Here is a 20263-nt window from a genome sequence, read left to right as displayed (position 1 = left end):
GCATCACCCAGGATAAAAAAATGCTGAAGACCCGCTATACCATCGCCTATGTCGCGCTGATGACGCTCGTCGTCGTCGCCTCCAACTTCCTCGTCCAGTTTCCGCTGAACGCCGAAGTCGCCGACATCAACCTTGCCGACATCCTGACCTGGGGCGCTTTCTCCTATCCGATCGCCTTCCTGATCACCGATCTGACCAACCGCCAGTTCGGCCCGCAGGCAGCCCGCAAGGTCGTGTTTGCCGGCTTCGTCGTCGGCGTGACGCTGTCCTTCTTCACTTCGGTGCCGCGCATCGCCATCGCCTCCGGCTCGGCCTATCTCGCCGGCCAGCTGCTCGATATCGCCGTCTTCAACCGCCTCCGCTGCCAGGCCTGGTGGCGCGCGCCGCTGGTCGGTTCGCTGATCGGCTCGGCGCTCGATACGGTGATGTTCTTCTCGCTGTCCTTCGCCGCATTCTTCGTCTTCCTCGGCCCGAACGATCCCTTCGCGCTGGAAGCAGCCCCCGTCCTCGGCGTCTTCGCCACGGAGGCTCCACGCTGGATTTCCTGGGCGATCGGCGATTTCGCCGTGAAGATGATCGTCGGCCTCGTCATGCTGCTACCCTATGGCGCGCTGATGAATGTGCTGCGGCCGATGCAGGCCGCACGCGCCAGCTAAATCACGGACGCCGCCGGACCGCACCGGCGGCAAGGGCCGGATGCAGCAGCACCTCTGCCGTCAGGTCGTCGATACCTAGCGATGAATCAAGCCGCAGCACCGGTGCTGTCTGTGTTTCCAGCCATTGCTCATGTGCCGCAAGGCTGCGGCGTTCGGGACCGGCCGTATCGTAGCTAGCCGCCCATTCCAGGAATTCCCCGCTTTTTACGGCCATGTCGCCGCCGGGCCCGATTCTGTTTCCGTATCGGGCAATCTCCCGCGTAAGGATGCGCGTCATTCTAAGCTCCGGATCGATCCTGAGGAACACGATCAGATCGTAGAACGGCTCAATCGGCCTTCCCCATTTCAGCGCCGATCCGGAGAGGACCCAGCCGTCATGCCGTGCCGCTTCATCGAGGAGCAGCCTGATGCGCTGGTCGGCATCCCTCGGCGTCGTGAACGGCGGATCGGTCGGCAGCCAGAAGAAATCGTCACTGTCGAGATGGGCGATATGGAGCTTTTCGGCAAGCGCACGGCCCAGCGATGTCGTACCGGAACCCGAGGCGCCCATGACGTGAATATGCACCATGAATCTCCCTGCGAAGACTGATTCCCGATGCCTCGGGGGATAGCCGAGGCATATGACATCAGTCTAACGTCTTGGATCAATTCCGCTTCCGGGAGTTCGGCGCTGACCACGCGGCCTCTTCCGAAAGCCGAAATTCCAGCATCAGATTGCGCTGCAGGATCGAATGATTGTCGTCCGACACCAGAATGATATGGGTCGTGCCGTCGGCGGCCTGGAAAGTATCGAGCCCTTCCATATTGTCGATCTGCGAGTTGAAATTGCCTTCCAGCAGCAAGTCGCCGTCGACGACGGCGCCGGGCCTGATGTCGGCGCCCTTGATGCGCCGAAGACGCATGCCGATGCCTTCGGCCATGTTGAAGCGGCGCTCCAGCAGCAGCAGGTCGCCGTTCGGCAGGAAGGCACCGTCGGTGATATCGAAGCTGCCGTCCCGCTTAACCGAGAAACGCCCTTTCAGCGGCCCGCTGAGAATGGCCGCCAGCCGATTGCCGTCACTGTCGAGACCGCGTTCGGAGACGATGACCACGCCACCCTTGAGCGGGCTGGATGCCGGCGCCACGGTGATGGTTTCGATGCCGCGGTTGTCGTCCAGCATCTTTCGCGGGATAAGGATCGGCAGGGTGGCGATTGCTCCCGAGCCGGCAAAGCCGGGATCGGGATAGACATCGACACGATGAGCCTGCTCGAAGGAGACCAGGATCCGGTCGCCGTCGAGCGCCAGGCCCTCGGCATCCATATGTCCCTTGCCCTCGAAGCTGCGCCCGGCGCTGTTCCTCATCGGCGTGATCTCGACATCCGAAAGGCCGGAAAGCCTGCCCTTGACGTCGCGCTCGATGCTGCCGGTCAGCCACTGACCGGTATCGAGCACGACGACGAAATGTTTTTGGTCCGGCCGGAAACGGATGGAGGAGAGCGAGCCGAATAGCGCTCGGCTGGAGACCATTTCCAGCCCGCCGAGAAATTCCAGCGAACCGAATTGCGTCTCCGAAGAGCCGATCCTGAAATCGGAAATTTGCCGGCTAATGACCGGCACGTCGTCGCCGGCCGCCCATGACGAGGAAGCGCCGGCCGCGATGCAGAGAACGATCGACGCCGCACGGCAGAGGCGCTTGACCGTCATTCTTCCAGCGACGTCAGCCGGCACGGCGTATCCGGCCGCCGCGCGGCTGGACGGCTTGGTCCTCGAACAGTGAGGCAAGCTGCTCGGTCATCGCACCGGCAAGCTCGTCGGCATCGACGATCGTCACGGCGCGGCGATAGTAGCGCGTCACGTCGTGGCCGATGCCGATCGCCAGCAGTTCGACAGGCGAGCGCGTCTCGATCTGTTCGATGACGGCGCGCAGGTGCCGCTCGAGATAATTGCCCGGATTGACCGACAGCGTCGAATCGTCCACCGGCGCGCCGTCCGAGATCATCATCAGGATGCGGCGCTGCTCGCGGCGCGCGAGCAGGCGATTATGCGCCCAGATCAGCGCCTCGCCGTCGATATTTTCCTTGAGCAGGCCCTCGCGCATCATCAGCCCGAGATTGGCGCGCGCGCGCCGCCACGGAGCGTCGGCCGACTTGTAGATGATATGGCGCAGGTCGTTGAGGCGGCCCGGCGTCTGCGGCTTGCCGCCGGCAAGCCAGTTTTCACGCGCCTGCCCGCCCTTCCAGGCCTTGGTCGTAAAGCCCAGGATCTCGACCTTGACGCCGCAGCGCTCCAGCGTTCGGGCGAGAATGTCGGCGCAGGTGGCGGCAACCGTGATCGGCCGGCCGCGCATCGAGCCAGAATTGTCGATGAGCAGCGTAACGACGGTATCGCGAAACTGGGTGTCGCGCTCCATCTTGAAGGAGAGCGCCTGCATCGGATCGATGATGATGCGCTGCAGCCGGGCCGGATCGAGATAACCCTCTTCCAGGTCGAAATCCCAGGAGCGGTTCTGCTGCGCCATCAGGCGGCGCTGCAGCCGGTTGGCGAGACGGCCGACGGCCCCCTGGAGATGCGCCAACTGCTTGTCGAGGAAGGCGCGCAGGCGCTCCAGCTCAGCGGCGTCGCAAAGTTCCTCTGCGGTGATGATCTCGTCGAACTCTTCGGTAAAGACGTGATAGTCGACCTTCTCGTTGAAATCGGCAAAAGGCGTATTAGGCCGGCGGGTCTCGCCCGGCGTTTCCGAATCGTCCTCGCCCTCTTCCATCATGTCGTCGTCGGAGATTTCGGCGCCCTCGGTCTCGCCGTCCTCCATCTGCTCGTCGGCGACTTCACTGTCCTCGACGGGGGCGGCATCGGTGCCGGCATCCTCATCGACCTCGTCCTGGTCCTGTTCGTCGCCGCTCGGCTGGCCTTCCTGCTCCGACTGGTCGTCATTGTCGGCGTCGCTGTCGTCGTCGCCGTATTCCTCGGCCATTTCCATGGCCGACAGCATGTTGCGGATGACCTTGGCGAAGGCCTGCTGGTCGTTGATCGCGCTCGACAGATTGTCGAGTTCGGACCCTGCCTTGTCCTCGATAAAGTCGCGCCAAAGGTCGAGCACCTTGCCGGCGGAGGCCGGCGGGCGCTGGCCGGTCAGCTTCTCGCGCACCATCATCGCAACGGCTTCGCCGACCGGTGCGTCTTCCTGGCGCTCGATGCCGGTAAAATTCGCCTTGGAATATTTCTCATCCGTCATGGAGCGCAGGTTCGACGCCATGCCCTCCATGCGCAGCGCGCCGATCGATTCGACACGCGCCTGCTCGACCACATCGAAGATCGCCCGGGCATCCGAGCCCTGCGGCGCCATCGTCGCATGCACCTTCTCGTCATGGCAGGCGAGGCGCAGCGCCATCGAATCGCCGAGACCACGAGTGACCGCCAGCTCATGCGCCGTCGGCCGCTTGGAAAGTTCCGGCAGCCGAATGCGCTCGCCGGTCATCCCCGGCCGTTCATTGGCGAAGGTCACCTCGACGTCGCCGTCGCCGGCGATCGAGCGCACGCAGCCGGTTATCGCCCGGCGCAGTGGCTCGACGTCGACAGGCGCGCCGGGCTTTGCTTTCGAATTGTCACCGCGAGCTGCCATGATCGGTCGGTCTCAAGCTCCGAGAACGATATTGGCGGCACTTTCCTTCAGCTCGACGCCGAAGGCCCGCTGATAGTGCTCGGCGACCAGCGGACGCTCCAGCTCGTCGCACTTGTTGAGGAATGTGACGCGGAAGGCGAAGGCGAGATCGCCGAAGATCTCGGCGTTTTCGGCCCAGGTGATGACCGTGCGCGGGCTCATGACGGTCGAGAGATCACCGTTCATGAAGGCAGCGCGCGTCAGGTCGGCGACGCGCACCATCTTCGACACGGTCTCGCGGCCGCCCTTGTCCTTGCCGAAGCTCTTCACCTTGGCGGAGACGATATTCACTTCATGATCATGCGGCAGATAGTTCAGCGTCGTCACGATCGACCAGCGGTCCATCTGCGCCTGGTTGATCTGCTGCGTGCCATGATAGAGGCCGGTCGTGTCGCCGAGGCCGATCGTATTTGCGGTCGCAAACAGACGGAATGCCGGGTGCGGCCGGATGACGCGGCTCTGGTCGAGCAGTGTCAGGCGGCCGGAGGATTCGAGCACGCGCTGGATGACGAACATCACATCGGGACGGCCGGCATCATATTCGTCGAAGACGAGCGCAACATTGTGCTGATAGGCCCAGGGCAGGATGCCGTCCTTGAATTCGGTGACCTGCAGCCCGTCCTTGACGACGATCGCGTCCTTGCCGACCAGATCGATACGGCTGACATGGCTGTCGAGGTTGATGCGCACGCAGGGCCAGTTGAGGCGCGCCGCCACCTGCTCGATATGCGAGGACTTGCCCGTGCCGTGATAGCCGGAGATCATCACGCGGCGGTTATGGGCGAAGCCTGCGAGAATGGCGAGCGTCGTGTCGCGGTCGAAAAGGTAGTCGGTATCGAGGTCCGGCACATAGGCGTCGCCCTTGCTGTAGGCGGGAACGCGGATGTCGGAATCGATACCGAAGGCTTCGCGGACCGAAACGGTGGTATCGGGCAGTTCTGATATATCCAGGTCGATCTTGCTCATCATGTCTCCAAGGCGGGTGATGCCACCCGGCCATACTGTCTCAGGCCATGTCGCAACCCAGACGCCGCGTTTTTTATTCCGCGCCCGTCCAGGTCGGAACGTCGGCGATGCTTCTCCGGGACTGAAACGAAACCTCGGCGGGATAATGACCGCATGCGAGCATTCTTGAAAGAGTCCCGGACAAGAAACGCCGCGTCCGGAAGGTCGGCGGAGGCGATGTCGGGAAAACGCACAAATATGAGCCGCGTTTGCCTGCGGCCTCAGCCGATTTGGACCATACCCGATTGAAGCCCAAGAGCAAGGACGGGAATTAACAAAAACCGTTCTGCTTCAACAATTGATAGGCCTGGATGACGGCGCGGAAACGCTCCTCCGAGCCGCGGTCGCCGCCATTGGCATCCGGATGGTGTTTCTTCACCAGTTCCTTGTAGCGGCTCTTGATCTCCGCCGATGTCGCATTGGCGTCGAGGCCCATCGTTTCGAAGGCCTTGGTTTCCAGCGATTTCAGCTTGCGCGCCTGCGGAAAACGCGGCCCGCTGCCCTTGCCGCCTTCCTTGACGAAGCCGAAGGGATCGCGAACGCGTGTATAGGCGCCGGAGCGGATCTCCGAATGCAGCGGACTGTCCTTCGCCGCCTTGTTGACGCCGACGGTCCATGTCGGCCGGTGGCCGGTGATCGCCTCTTTCTGGTACCGCGCGATCTCGCCGTCCGAAAGACCGGAGAAATAATTGTAGCCCTTGTTATATTCCTTGACGTGCTCGAAGCAGAACAAGAAGAACTGGCCTTCCGCATTGCGGCCGACCGGAGCGCGATGCGCCCCCTTCTTGTCGCACCCGTCCCACTGACAGGTAGGCGGCGCCTGCTCTGTCTCTGGCTCGCGTTTGCGGCGTGTTCGGATGCGATCGAAATATTTGGAATCAAGTCTCATGACGGCGCTAATTATGGGGCTGTCGCGAAGCGACAACAAGAATTGACAAACGGGAATGTTGCTGGCTTGGTAGGAACCCTTTTCGCGAACCAGCAAGACCGGATGATGACCCTGCGAACCCGCATCGAAGAAAAACTTGTCGAAGCCTTCGCGCCCGACCGCCTGAGCGTCATCGACGAAAGCCATCTGCATGCCGGCCACCAGCCTGATATCACCGGCACCGGCGAAACCCATATGCGGGTGAGGATCGTTTCCGGAAAATTCGCCGGCATGTCGCGGCTGGCGCGCCACCGGGCGATCACCGACCTGTTGAAACCGGAGCTCGATGCCGGCCTGCATGCGCTGGCCGTCGAACCGGCTGCACCTGGTGAACCGACCCGCTGGTAGCGGCACGCAAGCCCATATAGGCATTGGCCGTCCAATATCCAAGCAGAATCAGCCCGGCTTTGCGCCGTCTTCCCCGGCCGGGCGGATGCGCAGCTTGGTGATGCGGTTCTTCTCCCGCTTCATGACGACGAAACGCTTGCCATAAAAAGTGAAGGCCTGGCGCTCTTCCGGGATGGTCATCGATTCGTGGATGACGAGGCCGGCGATCGTCGTCGCCTCCTCATCGGGCAGGTTCCAGTCGAGCGCGCGGTTCAGATCGCGGATCGGCACGCCGCCGTCGACGACGACGGAACCGTCGGCTTCCTGACGCACGCCCTGTATTTCGATATCGTGTTCGTCGGAAATGTCGCCGACGATTTCCTCAAGAATATCCTCCAGCGTGACGATGCCCTGCACCTCGCCATATTCGTCGACGACGACGGCGAAATGCTGCTTGCGCCGCAGGAAAGCGTTGAGCTGGTCCTCGAGGTTGGTGCTGTCGGGCACGAACCACGGCTTCTGCGCGATCTTCACGATATCGAGGTTCTGCGGCTCCATGTTCGGCTCGGCAAGCGCCCGCAGCAGATCCTTGGCGTGGACGACGCCGATGATGTTGTCGATCGTGCCGCGCCACAACGGCATGCGCGTATAGGGGCTTTCGAGGATGACGCGCACCACCGCTTCCGGCGCATCGTCGGCGTTGATCGCCCGCATCGCGGTGCGGTGGACCATGATGTCGGAGAGTTCGAGCTCGCTAAGATCGAGTACGCCGCCGAGGCGGTCACGGTCGGCCTTCACCACCGATCCCTCGCGGTGCAGCAGATCGACGGCGCCGCGCAGCTCCTCATGCGCCGTCAGCATCGATGTCTCGCGTGAGAGATTGATGCCGAACAGCGAAAGAATCTGCCGCACGATTGCATTGACGAAGGAGGAAACCGGGCCGACGACGGCGACGAAGAGCTTGGCCGGCAGCGCGATGGCGAGTGCGAAGCGCTCAGGCGCCGAAATCGCCCAGCTCTTCGGCAGCACTTCCGCGAAGATGACCAGGATGACGGTCATCGCAAGCGTCGCCAGCGCCACGCCGGAACTGCCGAACAGCCCGAGGAAAAGGCTGGTGGCGATCGATGAGGACAGGATATTGGCGAGATTGTTGCCGATGAGCAGCGCGCCGATCAACCGATCGCGCCGTTCGATCAGTTGCCGGACGAGGCCGGCGCGCTCGTCGCCGTTCGCCTCCAGTGTATGGATGCGGCTGCGCGAAACGGCGGTCAGCGCGGTCTCGGAGCCGGAAAAGAAGGCGGACATGAGCACGAGCGCCGTGATCGAAAGGATCTCCGGCCAGTATGTCGAAAGAAATGCCAGAGCGCCTTCGACCGACATCAGGCGTGTTTTTCCCGGAGAAAGCTGATCACTTCGGACGCCGGAACGTCGTCGGCAACGAAGGACTGGCCGATGCCGCGCGTCAGGATGAAAGTGAGCTTGCCGCTCTTGACCTTCTTGTCCTGGGCGATCGCGTCCATCAGCGTTTCGGCCGGCGGCAGTTCGCCCGGAATGTCGGACATCCGGGTCGGCAAGCCGACCTCCTTCAGATGCCGCTCGACGCGCCGCGCATCATCCGGACTTGCAAGGTTCATCCGTGCGGAGAATTCATGCGCCAGCACCATGCCGATGGAAACGCCCTCGCCATGCACGAGGCGGGAACTGTCATAGGCGGTCGCCGCTTCCAACGCGTGGCCGAATGTATGGCCAAGATTGAGCAGTGCCCGCTGACCATTCTCACGCTCGTCGGCAACAACGACATCGGCCTTCGCCTGGCAGCTGGCGGCAATCGCCTCGATGCGCGCGGAGCCGCCTGCAAAAACCGACTTCCAGTTCGCTTCCAGCCAGGCGAAGAAATCCGGCTTGTCGATCAGCCCGTATTTGGCGACCTCGGCGTAACCCGCGCGGAATTCGCGCTCGCTCAGCGAATTCAGCACATCCGTGTCGGCCAGAACCAGGTCCGGCTGATGGAAGACGCCGATCAGATTCTTGCCGTGGCGGGAATTGATGCCGGTCTTGCCGCCGACCGAGGAATCGACCTGCGACAGAAGCGAGGTCGGCACCTGCACGAAGCGCACGCCGCGACGGACGATGCCGGCCGCAAATCCGGAAAGATCGCCGATGACGCCGCCACCGAGCGCGATGACGTAATCATTGCGCTCGACGCGGGCTTCGAGCACTTTGTCGCAGGCCGTCATCAGATGCTCGAAGCTCTTGGTCTTCTCGCCGGCCGGCAGGACGACCTCAGCCGAGGCGATACCCGCTTCATCCAGGCTTCCGACGAGCGCCTTGAGATAGAGCGGCGCGACATTTTCATCGGTGACAACAGCCGCCTTGCGGCCCTTGAGGCGAGAGGCGATCTCGGCGCCGGCCCGCGCAATCAGCCCCGGCCCGATCAGGATGTCGTAGGCGCGCTCGCCGAGCGGCACATGCACCGTTCGGATGGCGGAGGCGGAGGTTATCGCATTCATGACGCTGCACTTTCCTTCTGAACTTCGATCAAGGCCTTTAAGACTTCGTCGGCCATGATTTCCTTGCGGACGTCGCGCGAAAGCACGGTCAGATCGGCCTGCGCATAGATCGGATAACGCGCATTCATCAGGCCCTCGAGCGTCTGCTTCGGATTTTCGGTCTTGAGCAGCGGCCGCGTGTCGCGCTTGGCGACCCGGTCCCAGAGCACGTCGAGATCGGCCTTCAGCCAGACCGAAAGGCCGCCCTTCTTGATATGCTTGCGCGTCCGGTCGTTGATGAAGGCGCCGCCTCCGGTGGAGACGACGCGCGGCCCGCTCTTCAGCAGCCGCTTGATCACCCGCGCTTCCAGCGCCCGGAACTCCTGCTCGCCATAGGCGGCGAAAAGCTCGGCGATCGTCATGCGCGACACCCGCTCGATCTCGAGATCACTGTCGATGAAGGGAATGGCGAGCTGGCTGGCGACGATGCGCCCGACAGAGGATTTGCCGGCGCCCATCAGGCCGACAAGGATGAGATTGCGTGAACCGAGCGCGGCGCGAGCTCTGTCTTTCAAGCTTTCAGCAACGGTCAGCAGTTGTTCACTCATCGGTCCATTCACACTTTGTTTGCAAACGGTATCGACAAATGCAGATGGAGCGTCAAGTCGCAGGCAAGGGAATCATGGCTTGAATACCGCTTCTTGCACTTGCAGATAGGCTTCTTATAACAGAAGCAGAGCATGAAGGAGTTGCTGGATGCCGACCCTGTTCCGTTTCCTGTTCGTCTGCGCGATCCTCGCCGGGACGGTCTACGGAGCGATGCTGGCGCTTGTGACCTTCGTGGAGCCACAGCAGCGCGACGTGACGATCCGCATTCCGTCCGAGCGGGTCAATCCGCCCGCCACGGGCGCGATCGACACGACCAGGAAGTGACCGGCATGGTGGATCTCGGCCGCGCCCATGTGGAATCCTTCCTGGAGATGATGAGCGCCGAGCGGGGTGCCGCCGCCAACACGTTGCAATCCTATGAACGTGATCTCGACGACGTCCGCTCCTTCCTGACGGAGCGCAGCATACGGCTCACCGAAGCCGCCTCCGCCGATCTCGCCGCCTATCTCTCCTCGCTCGCCCGAAAGGGCTTCAAACCCTCGTCCCAGGCGCGCCGGCTTGCCGCCATGCGGCAATTCTACAAGTTCCTCTACGCCGAGGGACTGAGGACCGACGACCCCACAGGCATACTCGACGCGCCGAAGAAGGGCCGTCCGCTGCCGAAGACGATGGGCGTCGAAGAGGTCGGCAGGCTGCTTTCGCAGGCAGAGACCGAGGCAGAGGATGCGGCTCCCGGCCAGCTGCAGCGCCTGCGCATGCTGGCGCTGCTGGAACTGCTCTATGCCACCGGCATGCGTGTCAGCGAACTTGTCTCGCTTCCTGCCCGCGTGCTCGATCAGGAGGGCCGTTTCCTGATGATCCGCGGCAAGGGCAACAAGGAGCGGCTGGTGCCGCTGTCTCATTCGGCAATATCAGCCCTGAAATCCTATGGCCGCCTGCTGGCGGCCGAAAATGCAGTGGCAAAAGAGCCGCAGGAAAGCCCCTGGCTGTTTCCTTCCGCCTCGAAGGAAGGATACCTGCCGCGCCAGGTGTTCGCCCGCGACCTCAAGAACCTGGCGATCCGCGCCGGTCTGACGCCATCGCTGATCTCGCCGCATGTCATGCGTCACGCCTTTGCCAGCCACCTGCTTGCCAACGGCGCCGATCTGCGCGTCGTGCAGGAACTCCTCGGCCATTCGGACATTTCGACCACGCAGATTTACACACATGTCCTCGAAGAGAGGCTGCAGCAGCTTGTCCAGACGCATCACCCCCTTGCCAAACAGGCGAAAAAGCACGAATAGGACCGGCGACATGGGGCGGAGCCAGGAAAACGCCCCGGGCACAAGGAACGGAAACGCACCTCATGCACAATTATCTCGACTTCGAAAAGCCGATCTCCGACCTCGAAGGCAAGATCATCGAGCTGAAGAAGCTCGCAACGGAAGACGAGAGCATCGACACCACCGATGAGATCGGCCGGCTGGAGGTTCGCGTCCGCGAGGCGATTGTCGAAATCTATTCCAAGCTCAATCCCTGGCAGAAGACGCAGGTCGCCCGCCATCCGCAGCGCCCGCATTTCGTCGATTACGCCAAGACCCTATTCCAGGAATTCACGCCGCTTGCCGGCGACCGCAAGTTTTCCGAGGATGCCGCGATCCAGGCGGGCCTTGCCCGTTTCCGTGGCCAGCCCGTCGCCGTCATCGGCCAGGAAAAGGGCAACGATACCAAGAGCCGCCTGAAGCACAATTTCGGCAGCCCCCGCCCGGAAGGCTATCGCAAGGCGATCCGTATTCTTGAAATGGCCGACCGTTTCGGCCTGCCGGTGATTTCGCTGGTGGATACGGCAGGCGCCTATCCCGGCGTCGGCGCCGAAGAGCGCGGCCAGGCCGAGGCGATCGCCCGCTCGACGGAAATGTGCCTCGGCGTCAAGGTTCCGCTTGTCTCCGTCGTCATCGGCGAAGGCGGCTCGGGCGGCGCCATCGCCATCGCCACCGGCAACAAGGTCTACATGCTCGAGCATTCGATCTACAGCGTCATCTCGCCGGAAGGGGCCGCCTCCATCCTCTGGCGCGATTCCACCCGCGCCCGGGAAGCGGCGACCAACATGAAGATCACCGCCGAGGACCTGAAATCGCTCGGCGTCATCGACGGTATCATTTCCGAGCCGCTCGGCGGCGCGCATCGCGATCCCGACAGCGTGATAGCCGCAACCGGTGACGTGATCGCCGGTGCGCTGGCCGAAATGGCACCCCGCTCCGGCGAGCAGCTGCGCAACGACCGCCGCCAGAAATTCCTCGCCATGGGCCGCAATCTCTAACGGACATTCGGCTCTTCGCCGATTGGGGCCAAACCTTGGCCACATTGATGTTATCTGTAGCATTCGCGCTTGCGGGGATGTTCCAGGCACGTCATAGGCTGGTAAGGATTTATAAAGTATAAGCCGCCTATGATTCCGTTTGATGCCGGACTCCATGGGCGGACCGGGTCGCATTATCTTTATGGGCTAGTTGGGATGCGCATACGTCATTTTGCCTATATTTTCCTCATGGCGCTGGCTCTGTCCGGCTGCAATGACGCGTTGGAAACCGCGCAGGTCGATCTTTCCAAGGTCAAGAACAAGGTCGAGCAGCCGCTTCCCAGCCATATCCTCGCTCAGATGTCCGCCAAGGGCATGGACCGCAATTCGCCGATCATGATCCGCATCTTCAAGGAAGAAGGTGCCATGGAGATCTGGAAGGCGAAGACCGACAACCGTTTCGACAAGATCGCCGATTACAAGATCTGCGCCTGGTCCGGCCGTCTCGGCCCGAAGGTAAAGACCGGCGACCGGCAGGCGCCGGAAGGTTTCTACGACCTGACGCGCGCCAACCTGAACCCCAATTCCAAATATTATCTGGCGATCAACACCGGCTTCCCGAACCGCTACGACGCGGCGAACGGCCGCACCGGTTCCGATCTGATGATCCATGGCGCCTGCTCGTCCTCCGGCTGCTATTCGATGACCGACCAGCAGGTGCTGGAGATCTACGCTTTTGCCCGCGACGCCTTCAAGGGCGGCCAGGCGACGGTGCAGTTGCAGGCTTTCCCCTTCCGCATGACGGCGGAAAACATGGTCAAGCATCGCCTCGACAGCAGTTACGACTTCTGGAAGATGCTGAAGGTTGGCTACGACAATTTCGAAGTGACGAAGCGCCCGCCTGAGGTCAACGTCTGCGAAAAGAAGTACGTCTTCAACCAGCAGGCAACCGACGGCGGCGCCTTTAATGCCGCCGGCAAATGCCCTGCTATGTCGACGCCGCCCGCACTGACGGCGGCTCTCGCCTCCTACGGCAAGACCTATGATGCCGATTATGCCAAGGCGATGGGCAAATTTGACGGCATGGCCTGGTACGACCCCACAGAAGCCGAGCGCAAGGCCGTGGTCGCTAAGCTGCGCAAGGGCCGCGAACTTGCTTACGCCCCGACCGGCACGTCGCTGGAAGCCGGCCGCATGGTCAAGGTCGCGGACCTCGAAGACCTGATGGCCAAGCGCACCGCGCAGGGCCTCGCCGCCAAGACCGCGCCGGGCGCCACGCCTGCAGCACCTGCCCAGCCGCCGGCAACGGCCGTCGCTGCCGCGACACCTGCGGCCGTGCCGGTGCCGATGCAAAACCCGCTGGCCTTTGCGCCGCCCGAACCGCAGGAAACGGCGGAAGCCACCACGAAGAAGCCGTTCTGGAAATTCTGGGCGAGGAACTGAACGGCTTGAACCCCGTTCTCTACGATCTTCGCGGCCTGAAATGCCCACTCCCCGTGATCAAGACACGCAAGAAGCTTGCCGCCATGGCGAGCGGCACGCTCATTCGCATCGACACAACCGATCCGCTCGCCGTGATCGATATGCCGCATTTCTGCAATGAGGACGGCCACGAACTGGTCGAGACGGAAAAGACCGAAAGCGGCCACCGCTTCCTGATCCGCAAGCGCTAAAGCGCGTCGCGCAAAACTGAAACTAATTGAATGAGCCTGAGGATTCTTACGAAGCGCACGCCTCCACCATAAGGCTGTCGCCCGCGTCTCCAACCGTGCCTGCTCGCGCTTCCGCAGCTGTCGGTCGGAGACCAAGCGGCGTCGAAAATTCATCATACAACTACACAGCTTTTGTATGTTGACATTATACTTTACAGGTTCTAGCCATAGTGAGCCGGTCGGAGGAACGGCAAGAATAGAGGAGGCTATCGATCCAAGTCTTCTGTTTCCACAAGAAGAGCGACAATGTTCGCGTGTAAGGTAAGCAGCTGCTCTATCGAACCGATGGGGATGTTGAGCCATGTTGGTATGTCTCGATGAGCCTCGTCCAACTCACGCAACCTTTCGGGCCGACCATCAGTGCCCGAGCGTGGAAATATCGCTGGAAGGAGGCCAAGCGTGCAGAGGAGCTTCCTCTAAGTCGCAAAGCCGGGGATACAAACTCTGAGAATTCATCGTCATGCAAAACGGGAGGAGAGCATGAAGAACTTTGTTAAACTGGCGGCCGGTCTTATGGTTGCCGCTTCATTCATGAGCGGCGCGGCCAGCGCTCAAACGGTGCTGAAATCGTCCGATACGCATCCGGACGGCTATCCGACAGTTGAGGGCGTCAAATATTTCGGCGAGCTGCTGAAGGAGCGCACGCAGGGCCGCTATTCCCTCGAAGTCTATCATTCCGCCCAGCTCGGCGAGGAGAAAGACACGATCGAGCAGGTGCGCTCCGGCGTAATCGAGCTCAATCGTGTGTCAATGGCGCCCTTTAACGGCACTGTGAAGGAATCGATCGTTCCGGCTTTGCCCTATATCTTCCGTTCGGAAGAGCACATGCACAAGGTCATGGACGGCGCCATCGGCGACCAGATCAAGAAGGCGTTCGAACCGGCCGGTCTCGTGGTGCTTGCCTTCTACGATGCCGGCGCGCGCTCGTTCTACAACAAAACGAAGCCGATCAATTCGGTTGCCGATATGAAAGGTCTGAAGTTCCGCGTTATCCAGTCCGATATCTTCGTCGACATGGTGGCGGCCCTCGGCGCCAATGCCACGCCGATGCCCTATGGAGAAGTCTACTCGGGAATCGAAACGGGCGTTATCGACGGCGCGGAAAACAACTTCCCGAGCTACGACACCGCCAAGCACGCCGAAGTGGCGAAGAACTACTCGCTCGACGAGCATACGATCCTGCCGGAGGTGTTCGTCATGAACAAGGCGGCGTTCGACAAGCTGACGCCGGAGGATCAGGCAGTCTTCAAACAGGCAGCCAAGGACAGCGTCGCCAAGCAGCGCGAGCTGTGGTCAGCCAAGGTCACTGAATCGCGCACCAATGTCGAAAAGCTCGGCGCCCAGATCAGCACGCCGGACAAACAGGGGTTCATCGACGCCATGGCCCCGGTTTACGAAAAGCACGTGAAAGACGACGTGCTGAAGAAGATGGTCGAGGACGTAAAGGCTGTGCAATAGCCATAGCTTGCCTTCCTTTTTTGCGGAAAGCGGCGTCGGTTATCGGGGTGGACACTTATCGCCACCCCGGTTCACCCGCCGTTTCGTGCACATCTTTCTCGTTTCCTCCCGCCAAGGGAGAGTGAGCGTCCAATTTCGACGAGGCCCTGATGTCGAACAACCTGACACCCGTCGTCAATTTTCTGACACGCCTGAGCAACGCCGCCCTTTGGCTCGCGGGCACCGGCTTGGTGCTGATGACGGTCTTTGTCGCCTGGCAGGTATTTTGCCGCTATGTGCTGAACGACTCGCCGAGTTGGACGGAGCCGGGCTCGGTCATGCTGATGAGCTGGTTCATCTTCCTCGGCGCCGCCGTCGGCATCCGGGAGAATAATCATCTTGGTTTCGACGTGCTGCTTTATGTGCTGCCGAAATCCGGCAAGCGCGTCCTGCGCATGATCTCGGACGTCGTCATTCTTGCCTTCGGCGCCGGCATGGTCTGGTACGGCGGCGCGCTCATGAGCCTGACCTGGAACACAACCTTGCCGTCGCTGGGTATTTCCGGCGCGTTCGACTATCTGCCGCTCGCAGGCGGCGGCGTGCTTGCCGTGATCTTCTCGCTGGAGCGCATCGTGCTCCGCCTCGCCGGCGAACCGATTGACGATGCGTTGGATGAGATTCTGCCGGCGGAAATCGCCGTCGAGATCGAAAACATCAATGCCGATCCGAACGTCAAATTGAAAGTGTAGCGCGATGGAACTTTGGATCCTGTTCGGTGTTTTCACCACCCTGATGCTGATAGGCACGCCGATCGCCTTCTGCCTCGGCGTCGCCAGCTTCGCCACGGTGCTCTACATGGGCCTGCCGCCGCTGGTCATCTTCCAGCGGCTGAATTCCGGCATGAGCGTATTTTCGCTCCTCGCCATCCCCTTTTTCATCTACGCCGGCGACCTGATGGTGCGCGGCGGCATCGCCAGCCGCATCGTCGCCTTCGCCGCATCACTGGTCGGGCACGTGCGCGGCGGCCTCGGCCAGGTCAACATCGTCACCGCCACGCTGTTCGGCGGCATCTCCGGTTCGGCGGTGGCAGAAGCCGCAGCCGTCGGCGGCCTGATGATCCCGCAGATGAAGCAGCGCGGCTATGGCGCCGATTATGCGGTGAACGTCACCTCAATGGCAGCGCTGATCGCGCTGCTCCTGCCGCCCTCCCACAACATGATCATCTATTCGATCTCTGCCGGCGGCAAGATCTCCATCGCCGACCTGTTCACCGCCGGCGTGTTACCCGGACTATTGCTCGCGGTCGCGCTCATGGTGACGGCCTACATCGTTGCGCGCTCGCGCGGCTATCCGACGGAACCCTTTCCGGGCTTTGTCATGGTGGCTCATTTGTTCGCCGTCGCACTGCCCGGGCTTCTGCTGATCGCCATCATCTTCGGCGGGGTGAGGTCCGGCGTCTTCACTGCGACGGAAAGCTCTTGCATCGCGGTGCTCTACGCGCTGCTGATAACTCTCCTGGTCTACCGGCAGATGAGTTGGAGAGACTTCGTTCATGCCACGCAGGGCGCCGTGCGCACGACGGCAATGGTGCTTTTGATTATCGGCACAGCCGCCGCCTTCTCCTGGTTGATGGCCTTCCTCAAGGTGCCGGCCTCGCTGGTGATCTGGATGAAGAGCGTCGCCGACGATCCGCTGACGGTGCTGCTCCTGCTCAATGTCCTCATGCTTGTGCTCGGCACTTTTATGGACATGGGGCCGACCATCATTATCTGCACGCCGATCTTCCTGCCGGTTGCACAGGCCTACGGTGTCGACCCGGTGCATTTCGGCGTGATCATGATCCTGAATTTCGGCATAGGGCTGAACACGCCTCCAGTCGGCGCGGTGCAATTCGTGGCTTGCGCAGTCGGCAAGATCACGGTCTGGGAGGCCATGCGCTCGATCTGGCCGTTCTACGGTGCGGGCATCGTGGTGCTCGGGCTGGTCACTTACATCCCGGCGATTTCGCTGTGGCTGCCGAGCGTGTTCAAATAGGAGTGCGACATGGCGACCGACACAGCCGTAGATTTCAGGGTCGAGCGAAAGCCGAAACTCTCCGAAGGCGTCGTTTCGGCCATCCGCGCTCAGGTCGTGTCCGGAGTGTATGCGCCAGGCCAGAAGCTGCCGACGGAGACCCGGATGGGCGAACTCTTCGGCGTCAGCCGCACCGTTGTCCGTGAGGCAATTGCAACCCTTGCCGCCGACGGCCTCGTCGAGGCGCGGCAAGGCGCCGGCGTCTTCGTCAAGAACCATCCGACGATTGCCTTCGGTTCGATCAGCGCCGATGTCGGCAACAAGGTTTCCCATGCACTCAACATAATCGAGGTGCGCATGGGGCTGGAAATCGAGAGCGCAGGGCTTGCTGCGCTACGGCGCAATGCGGCTCAGGAAGCGCAGATTCAGGAAGCATTCTTCGAATTCGACCGGCTGCTCGAGCGCGGCGAAGCAACCGGCAAGAGCGACTTCGCTTTCCACCGAGAAATCGCGGCTGCCACCAATAATTCATATTATGTCGAAGTTCTCGATGCGCTTGGCATGCGAGCCATCCCCTGCGACGTCGCCTCGCCTTGGGGTACGGATAGCACCCTGTCGCGTGACTATCAGGAAGGCCTGCAGCGCGAGCATTTGGCGATTTTGAAGGCGATTTCTGCCGGGGACCCAGAAGCCGCCCGCGCCGCCATGCGCGCCCATCTGGCGGCAAGCCAGGAGCGCTATCGCAGCCTTCTCAGCGGCCAGCAGGCCAAGTGGCTTTCAAGTATCCTTAAACGCAAGACCTGAAGAAGATCGCGTAACAACAAACATCAACGGTTTAAATCCGCATGCCGGGAATGGCGAGCGGATTGTCCGACAGCGCCGCACGATCGGGCATATCGATGCGCGGATTGCCGAGGAAGGCATCGAAGAGATCCTTCACGAAGGCTTCCGGCAGATCCCGGGTGATCAGCACCATGCGCGTGCGCCGGTCTTCCCCCGGCCAGGCAGGAAGCCGCACCGGCGGATGGAAGATGCTCTGCACCCCATGCAGCACCAGCGGCCGATCCGGCCGGTCGGAGACGGACACGATCGCCTTCATCCTCAACAGCTTCTCGCCATGGGCCGAACGCAGGAGATCGATGAACATCTCGAGCGCCATCGGATCGATCGGCTTTTCCTCGATGATCGAGAAAGAGCGGATCGAGGCATCGTGACGATTGACGTCGTGCGGATCCTGATCCGCGTGGCCATGATGATCATGATGGTGGTGACCGTGGTGATCGCCATCATGATCGTGATCGTGATGCGCCTCGTGCGCATCCTCATCCTGCAGCCAGCGGCCGACATCGGCAATCTTCGTCGCCGGATCGTAGAGCCCGTTGACCAGCACCGCGGCACTGCCGGCCTCGGCGCTGTCGGCATCCATCATCACAGCACGCGGATTGAGCGCCCGCAGCCGCTTTTCCAACCCCTCCATTGCCTCGGCCATCGTCTTTTTCGAGACGATCAGCCGGTCGGCGACCGCCGCCTGCTTGCGCGCTTCCTCGTGATTGTCGAGCGTCTGCAGCCCATTCACCGCGTCAACGACGGTGACGACGCCATCGAGCTCGAAATTCGTGGCGATGACGGGATTTCCCATGATCGCCTGCATGACCGGTGAAGGATCGGCAAGGCCGGTCGTCTCGATGACGACGCGCTTGACCGGTTTGACGCGGCCCGTCTGCACGGCGTCCATCAGGTTCGCCAGCGTATCGACAAGCTCGCCGCGCACGGTGCAGCAGAGGCAGCCATCGGACAGCTCGATGATCGAATCGCCGGAACTTTCGACCAGGAGATGATCGATGCCGACATCGCCGAATTCGTTGATGATGACGGCCGCATCCTTCATGACAGGATCTTTGAGGATGCGGTTGAGCAGCGTCGATTTGCCGGCGCCGAGAAAGCCGGTCAGGATGGTGACCGGAATCCTGTCGTTGAGCGCGCTCATGTCATTTTACCTTAAAAGCTTAAAAGGATGTCGGGCGCGGCATCGGCACCGGCACATTGGCGATCGCTCCCGCCGTATCGCCCCGCGCCATTTTTTCCGGCTGCGCGGCTGGCTGCGGATCCTGGCCCGGAATGAGGCCGGCAAAGACGAATTGCGGATCGTGATCCATCGGCTGGATATAGGGTGACAGCACCTTCATGCGGCCGACCTCGTCGCGCGTTTCGCTACGCACCTTGGCGCCCTTAGCGCTGCAGATATCGGCACTGATGTCGGTCACCTGGTCTTGTCCCGACCCGTAGGGTCTCAGCGAACCCAGCGTGTCGTTGCTGGCAGGCTGGGTGGTGAAGCCCTTCTGCAAAAGGTTTGCCGTCGCATCGGCGCGGGCTGCAAGGCTGTCGGTGCCGAGCACGACGGAGACCAGCGTGCGGCCGTTGCGCGTCGCCGAACCGATCTGGTTGAAGCCCGAGGCACAGATGAAGCCGGTCTTCATGCCGTCCGCGCCGGCGAAACGGCCGATCAGCATGTTGAGGTTCGGCACGTTCTGCTGGCCGTTGGTGAAACCTTCCAGCGAGAAATAACCGGCATATTGCGGAAAATCGCGGCGCAGCGCCACCGTCAGCACTGCGAGGTCGCGCGCCGTCGTATACTGGCCCTTGCCGGGCAGGCCGTTCGGATTGACGAAGTGCGAATCCGTCATGCCGAGCTTCAGCGCCTCGCCGTTCATCCGCGTCACGAAGCCTTCCTGCGTGCCGCCGATGGCTTCGGCGACCGCGACCGCCACGTCATTGGCCGATTTGACCAGCAGGATCTTCAATGCGCTGTCGAGCGTCAGTTTCTGGCCCGGCTTGAAATACATCTTGGCGGCCGGCTGCGCGGCGGCACGTTTGCTGATGACGACGGGCGTATCGAGGCTGATCTGACCGGCGCGGATCGCGTCGAACACGGTATAGACGGTCATCAGCTTGGTCAGCGAGGCCGGATACCATTTGCGGAAGGCTTCTTCATGCTCGAGCACGCGGCCGGTCTGTACATCGACGAGAATGTGCGGATTGGCCTGGGCCAGCGGAACGGAGGCCAGAAAAACGGCCGTCGCCGCTGACACGAAAGAAAGCGGCCGCAAGGCAGCAAACAAACGGAAGTGGCTCGTCGACACGGTTCGTCCTTCAGATATCAGGAAAATCTC

Annotated in this window: 21 protein-coding genes; 11 read left to right on the top strand and 10 right to left on the bottom strand. The window is 61.7% G+C overall.

Going from position 1 to position 20263, the window contains the following annotated elements; genetic code table 11:
* Positions 1-20 precede the first annotated feature (20 nt).
* Complete coding sequence (locus GR198_RS17650) at positions 21-656, top strand: VUT family protein (protein ID WP_164069325.1); 636 nt, start codon at positions 21-23, stop codon at positions 654-656.
* A gap of 1 nt (position 657) precedes the next feature.
* Here GR198_RS17650 and GR198_RS17645 read toward each other — a convergent pair whose 3' ends face one another.
* From GR198_RS17645 to GR198_RS17625, 5 genes are all read right to left on the bottom strand, one after another.
* Entirely contained in the window at positions 658-1224 is a 567-nt protein-coding gene (locus GR198_RS17645) for an ATP-binding protein (RefSeq protein ID WP_164069324.1), read from the bottom strand.
* 76 nt (positions 1225-1300) lie between these two features.
* On the bottom strand, positions 1301-2341 hold the full coding sequence (locus GR198_RS17640) for an esterase-like activity of phytase family protein (RefSeq protein ID WP_164069346.1): 1041 nt from the start codon (positions 2339-2341) through the stop codon (positions 1301-1303).
* 13 nt (positions 2342-2354) lie between these two features.
* Positions 2355-4256 (bottom strand): cobaltochelatase subunit CobT, encoded by a 1902-nt coding sequence (gene cobT, locus GR198_RS17635; protein ID WP_164069323.1) that lies wholly within the window; start codon positions 4254-4256, stop codon positions 2355-2357.
* Positions 4257-4268: 12 nt separating this feature from the next.
* Positions 4269-5261, bottom strand: coding sequence for a cobaltochelatase subunit CobS (cobS, locus tag GR198_RS17630; RefSeq protein ID WP_003543345.1), 993 nt, complete (start codon positions 5259-5261; stop codon positions 4269-4271).
* 310 nt (positions 5262-5571) lie between these two features.
* Positions 5572-6189, bottom strand: a complete 618-nt coding sequence (locus GR198_RS17625) for a J domain-containing protein (RefSeq protein ID WP_011653732.1) — start codon at positions 6187-6189, stop codon at positions 5572-5574.
* Positions 6190-6291: 102 nt separating this feature from the next.
* Between GR198_RS17625 and GR198_RS17620 the strand changes: the two genes are divergently transcribed.
* A complete protein-coding gene (locus GR198_RS17620) occupies positions 6292-6576 on the top strand; it encodes a BolA family protein (protein WP_017989567.1) in 285 nt (94 codons plus the stop codon).
* Between the two features lie 48 nt (positions 6577-6624).
* Here the strand turns inward: GR198_RS17620 and GR198_RS17615 are convergent, their stop codons facing one another.
* Genes GR198_RS17615 through GR198_RS17605 form a run of 3 tightly spaced genes read right to left on the bottom strand, consistent with a single transcriptional unit; the run spans position 6625 to position 9652 of the window.
* Positions 6625-7935 carry an HlyC/CorC family transporter gene (locus GR198_RS17615; RefSeq protein WP_164069322.1) on the bottom strand — a complete coding sequence of 437 codons (1311 nt, stop codon included), beginning with the start codon at positions 7933-7935 and terminating at the stop codon, positions 6625-6627.
* Complete coding sequence (gene aroB / locus GR198_RS17610) at positions 7935-9065, bottom strand: 3-dehydroquinate synthase (RefSeq protein WP_164026817.1); 1131 nt, start codon at positions 9063-9065, stop codon at positions 7935-7937. Before aroB ends, GR198_RS17615 begins: the two co-directional genes overlap by 1 nt.
* Positions 9062-9652, bottom strand: a complete 591-nt coding sequence (locus tag GR198_RS17605) for a shikimate kinase (RefSeq protein WP_131644464.1) — start codon at positions 9650-9652, stop codon at positions 9062-9064. Before GR198_RS17605 ends, aroB begins: the two co-directional genes overlap by 4 nt.
* 148 nt (positions 9653-9800) lie before the next feature.
* Between GR198_RS17605 and GR198_RS35420 the strand changes: the two genes are divergently transcribed.
* The 9 genes from GR198_RS35420 (at position 9801) to GR198_RS17565 (ending at position 17897) form a co-directional block, all read left to right on the top strand.
* Positions 9801-9977 carry a hypothetical protein gene (locus GR198_RS35420; protein WP_012759201.1) on the top strand — a complete coding sequence of 59 codons (177 nt, stop codon included), beginning with the start codon at positions 9801-9803 and terminating at the stop codon, positions 9975-9977.
* Positions 9978-9982: 5 nt separating this feature from the next.
* On the top strand, positions 9983-10936 hold the full coding sequence (gene xerD / locus GR198_RS17600) for a site-specific tyrosine recombinase XerD (protein WP_164026816.1): 954 nt from the start codon (positions 9983-9985) through the stop codon (positions 10934-10936).
* 62 nt (positions 10937-10998) lie between these two features.
* A complete protein-coding gene (locus tag GR198_RS17595; RefSeq protein ID WP_003543368.1) occupies positions 10999-11952 on the top strand; it encodes an acetyl-CoA carboxylase carboxyltransferase subunit alpha in 954 nt (317 codons plus the stop codon).
* A 195-nt stretch (positions 11953-12147) separates the two neighbouring features.
* Positions 12148-13374 carry a L,D-transpeptidase family protein gene (locus tag GR198_RS17590; RefSeq protein ID WP_164069321.1) on the top strand — a complete coding sequence of 409 codons (1227 nt, stop codon included), beginning with the start codon at positions 12148-12150 and terminating at the stop codon, positions 13372-13374.
* 5 nt (positions 13375-13379) lie between these two features.
* Complete coding sequence (locus GR198_RS17585; RefSeq protein ID WP_131644467.1) at positions 13380-13604, top strand: sulfurtransferase TusA family protein; 225 nt, start codon at positions 13380-13382, stop codon at positions 13602-13604.
* Positions 13605-14123: 519 nt separating this feature from the next.
* Entirely contained in the window at positions 14124-15101 is a 978-nt protein-coding gene (locus GR198_RS17580) for a TRAP transporter substrate-binding protein (protein ID WP_164069320.1), read from the top strand.
* Positions 15102-15250: 149 nt separating this feature from the next.
* Entirely contained in the window at positions 15251-15829 is a 579-nt protein-coding gene (locus tag GR198_RS17575; RefSeq protein ID WP_064647636.1) for a TRAP transporter small permease, read from the top strand.
* Positions 15830-15833: 4 nt separating this feature from the next.
* Entirely contained in the window at positions 15834-17114 is a 1281-nt protein-coding gene (locus GR198_RS17570) for a TRAP transporter large permease (protein WP_029871070.1), read from the top strand.
* Positions 17115-17123: 9 nt separating this feature from the next.
* Positions 17124-17897 (top strand): FadR/GntR family transcriptional regulator, encoded by a 774-nt coding sequence (locus GR198_RS17565; protein WP_011653743.1) that lies wholly within the window; start codon positions 17124-17126, stop codon positions 17895-17897.
* Between the two features lie 31 nt (positions 17898-17928).
* Here the strand turns inward: GR198_RS17565 and GR198_RS17560 are convergent, their stop codons facing one another.
* Both GR198_RS17560 and GR198_RS17555 read right to left on the bottom strand, forming a co-directional pair.
* Positions 17929-19080 carry a CobW family GTP-binding protein gene (locus tag GR198_RS17560; protein ID WP_029871068.1) on the bottom strand — a complete coding sequence of 384 codons (1152 nt, stop codon included), beginning with the start codon at positions 19078-19080 and terminating at the stop codon, positions 17929-17931.
* 19 nt (positions 19081-19099) lie between these two features.
* Positions 19100-20233 (bottom strand): D-alanyl-D-alanine carboxypeptidase family protein, encoded by a 1134-nt coding sequence (locus GR198_RS17555; protein ID WP_028743980.1) that lies wholly within the window; start codon positions 20231-20233, stop codon positions 19100-19102.
* Between the last annotated feature and the right edge of the window lie 30 nt (positions 20234-20263).

Source organism: Rhizobium leguminosarum (assembly GCF_010668065.1).
Taxonomy (GTDB): domain Bacteria; phylum Pseudomonadota; class Alphaproteobacteria; order Rhizobiales; family Rhizobiaceae; genus Rhizobium; species Rhizobium leguminosarum_S.
The sequence above is the reverse complement of the archived record's forward strand: the minus strand, read 5'-3'. Positions and strand labels throughout refer to the sequence as shown.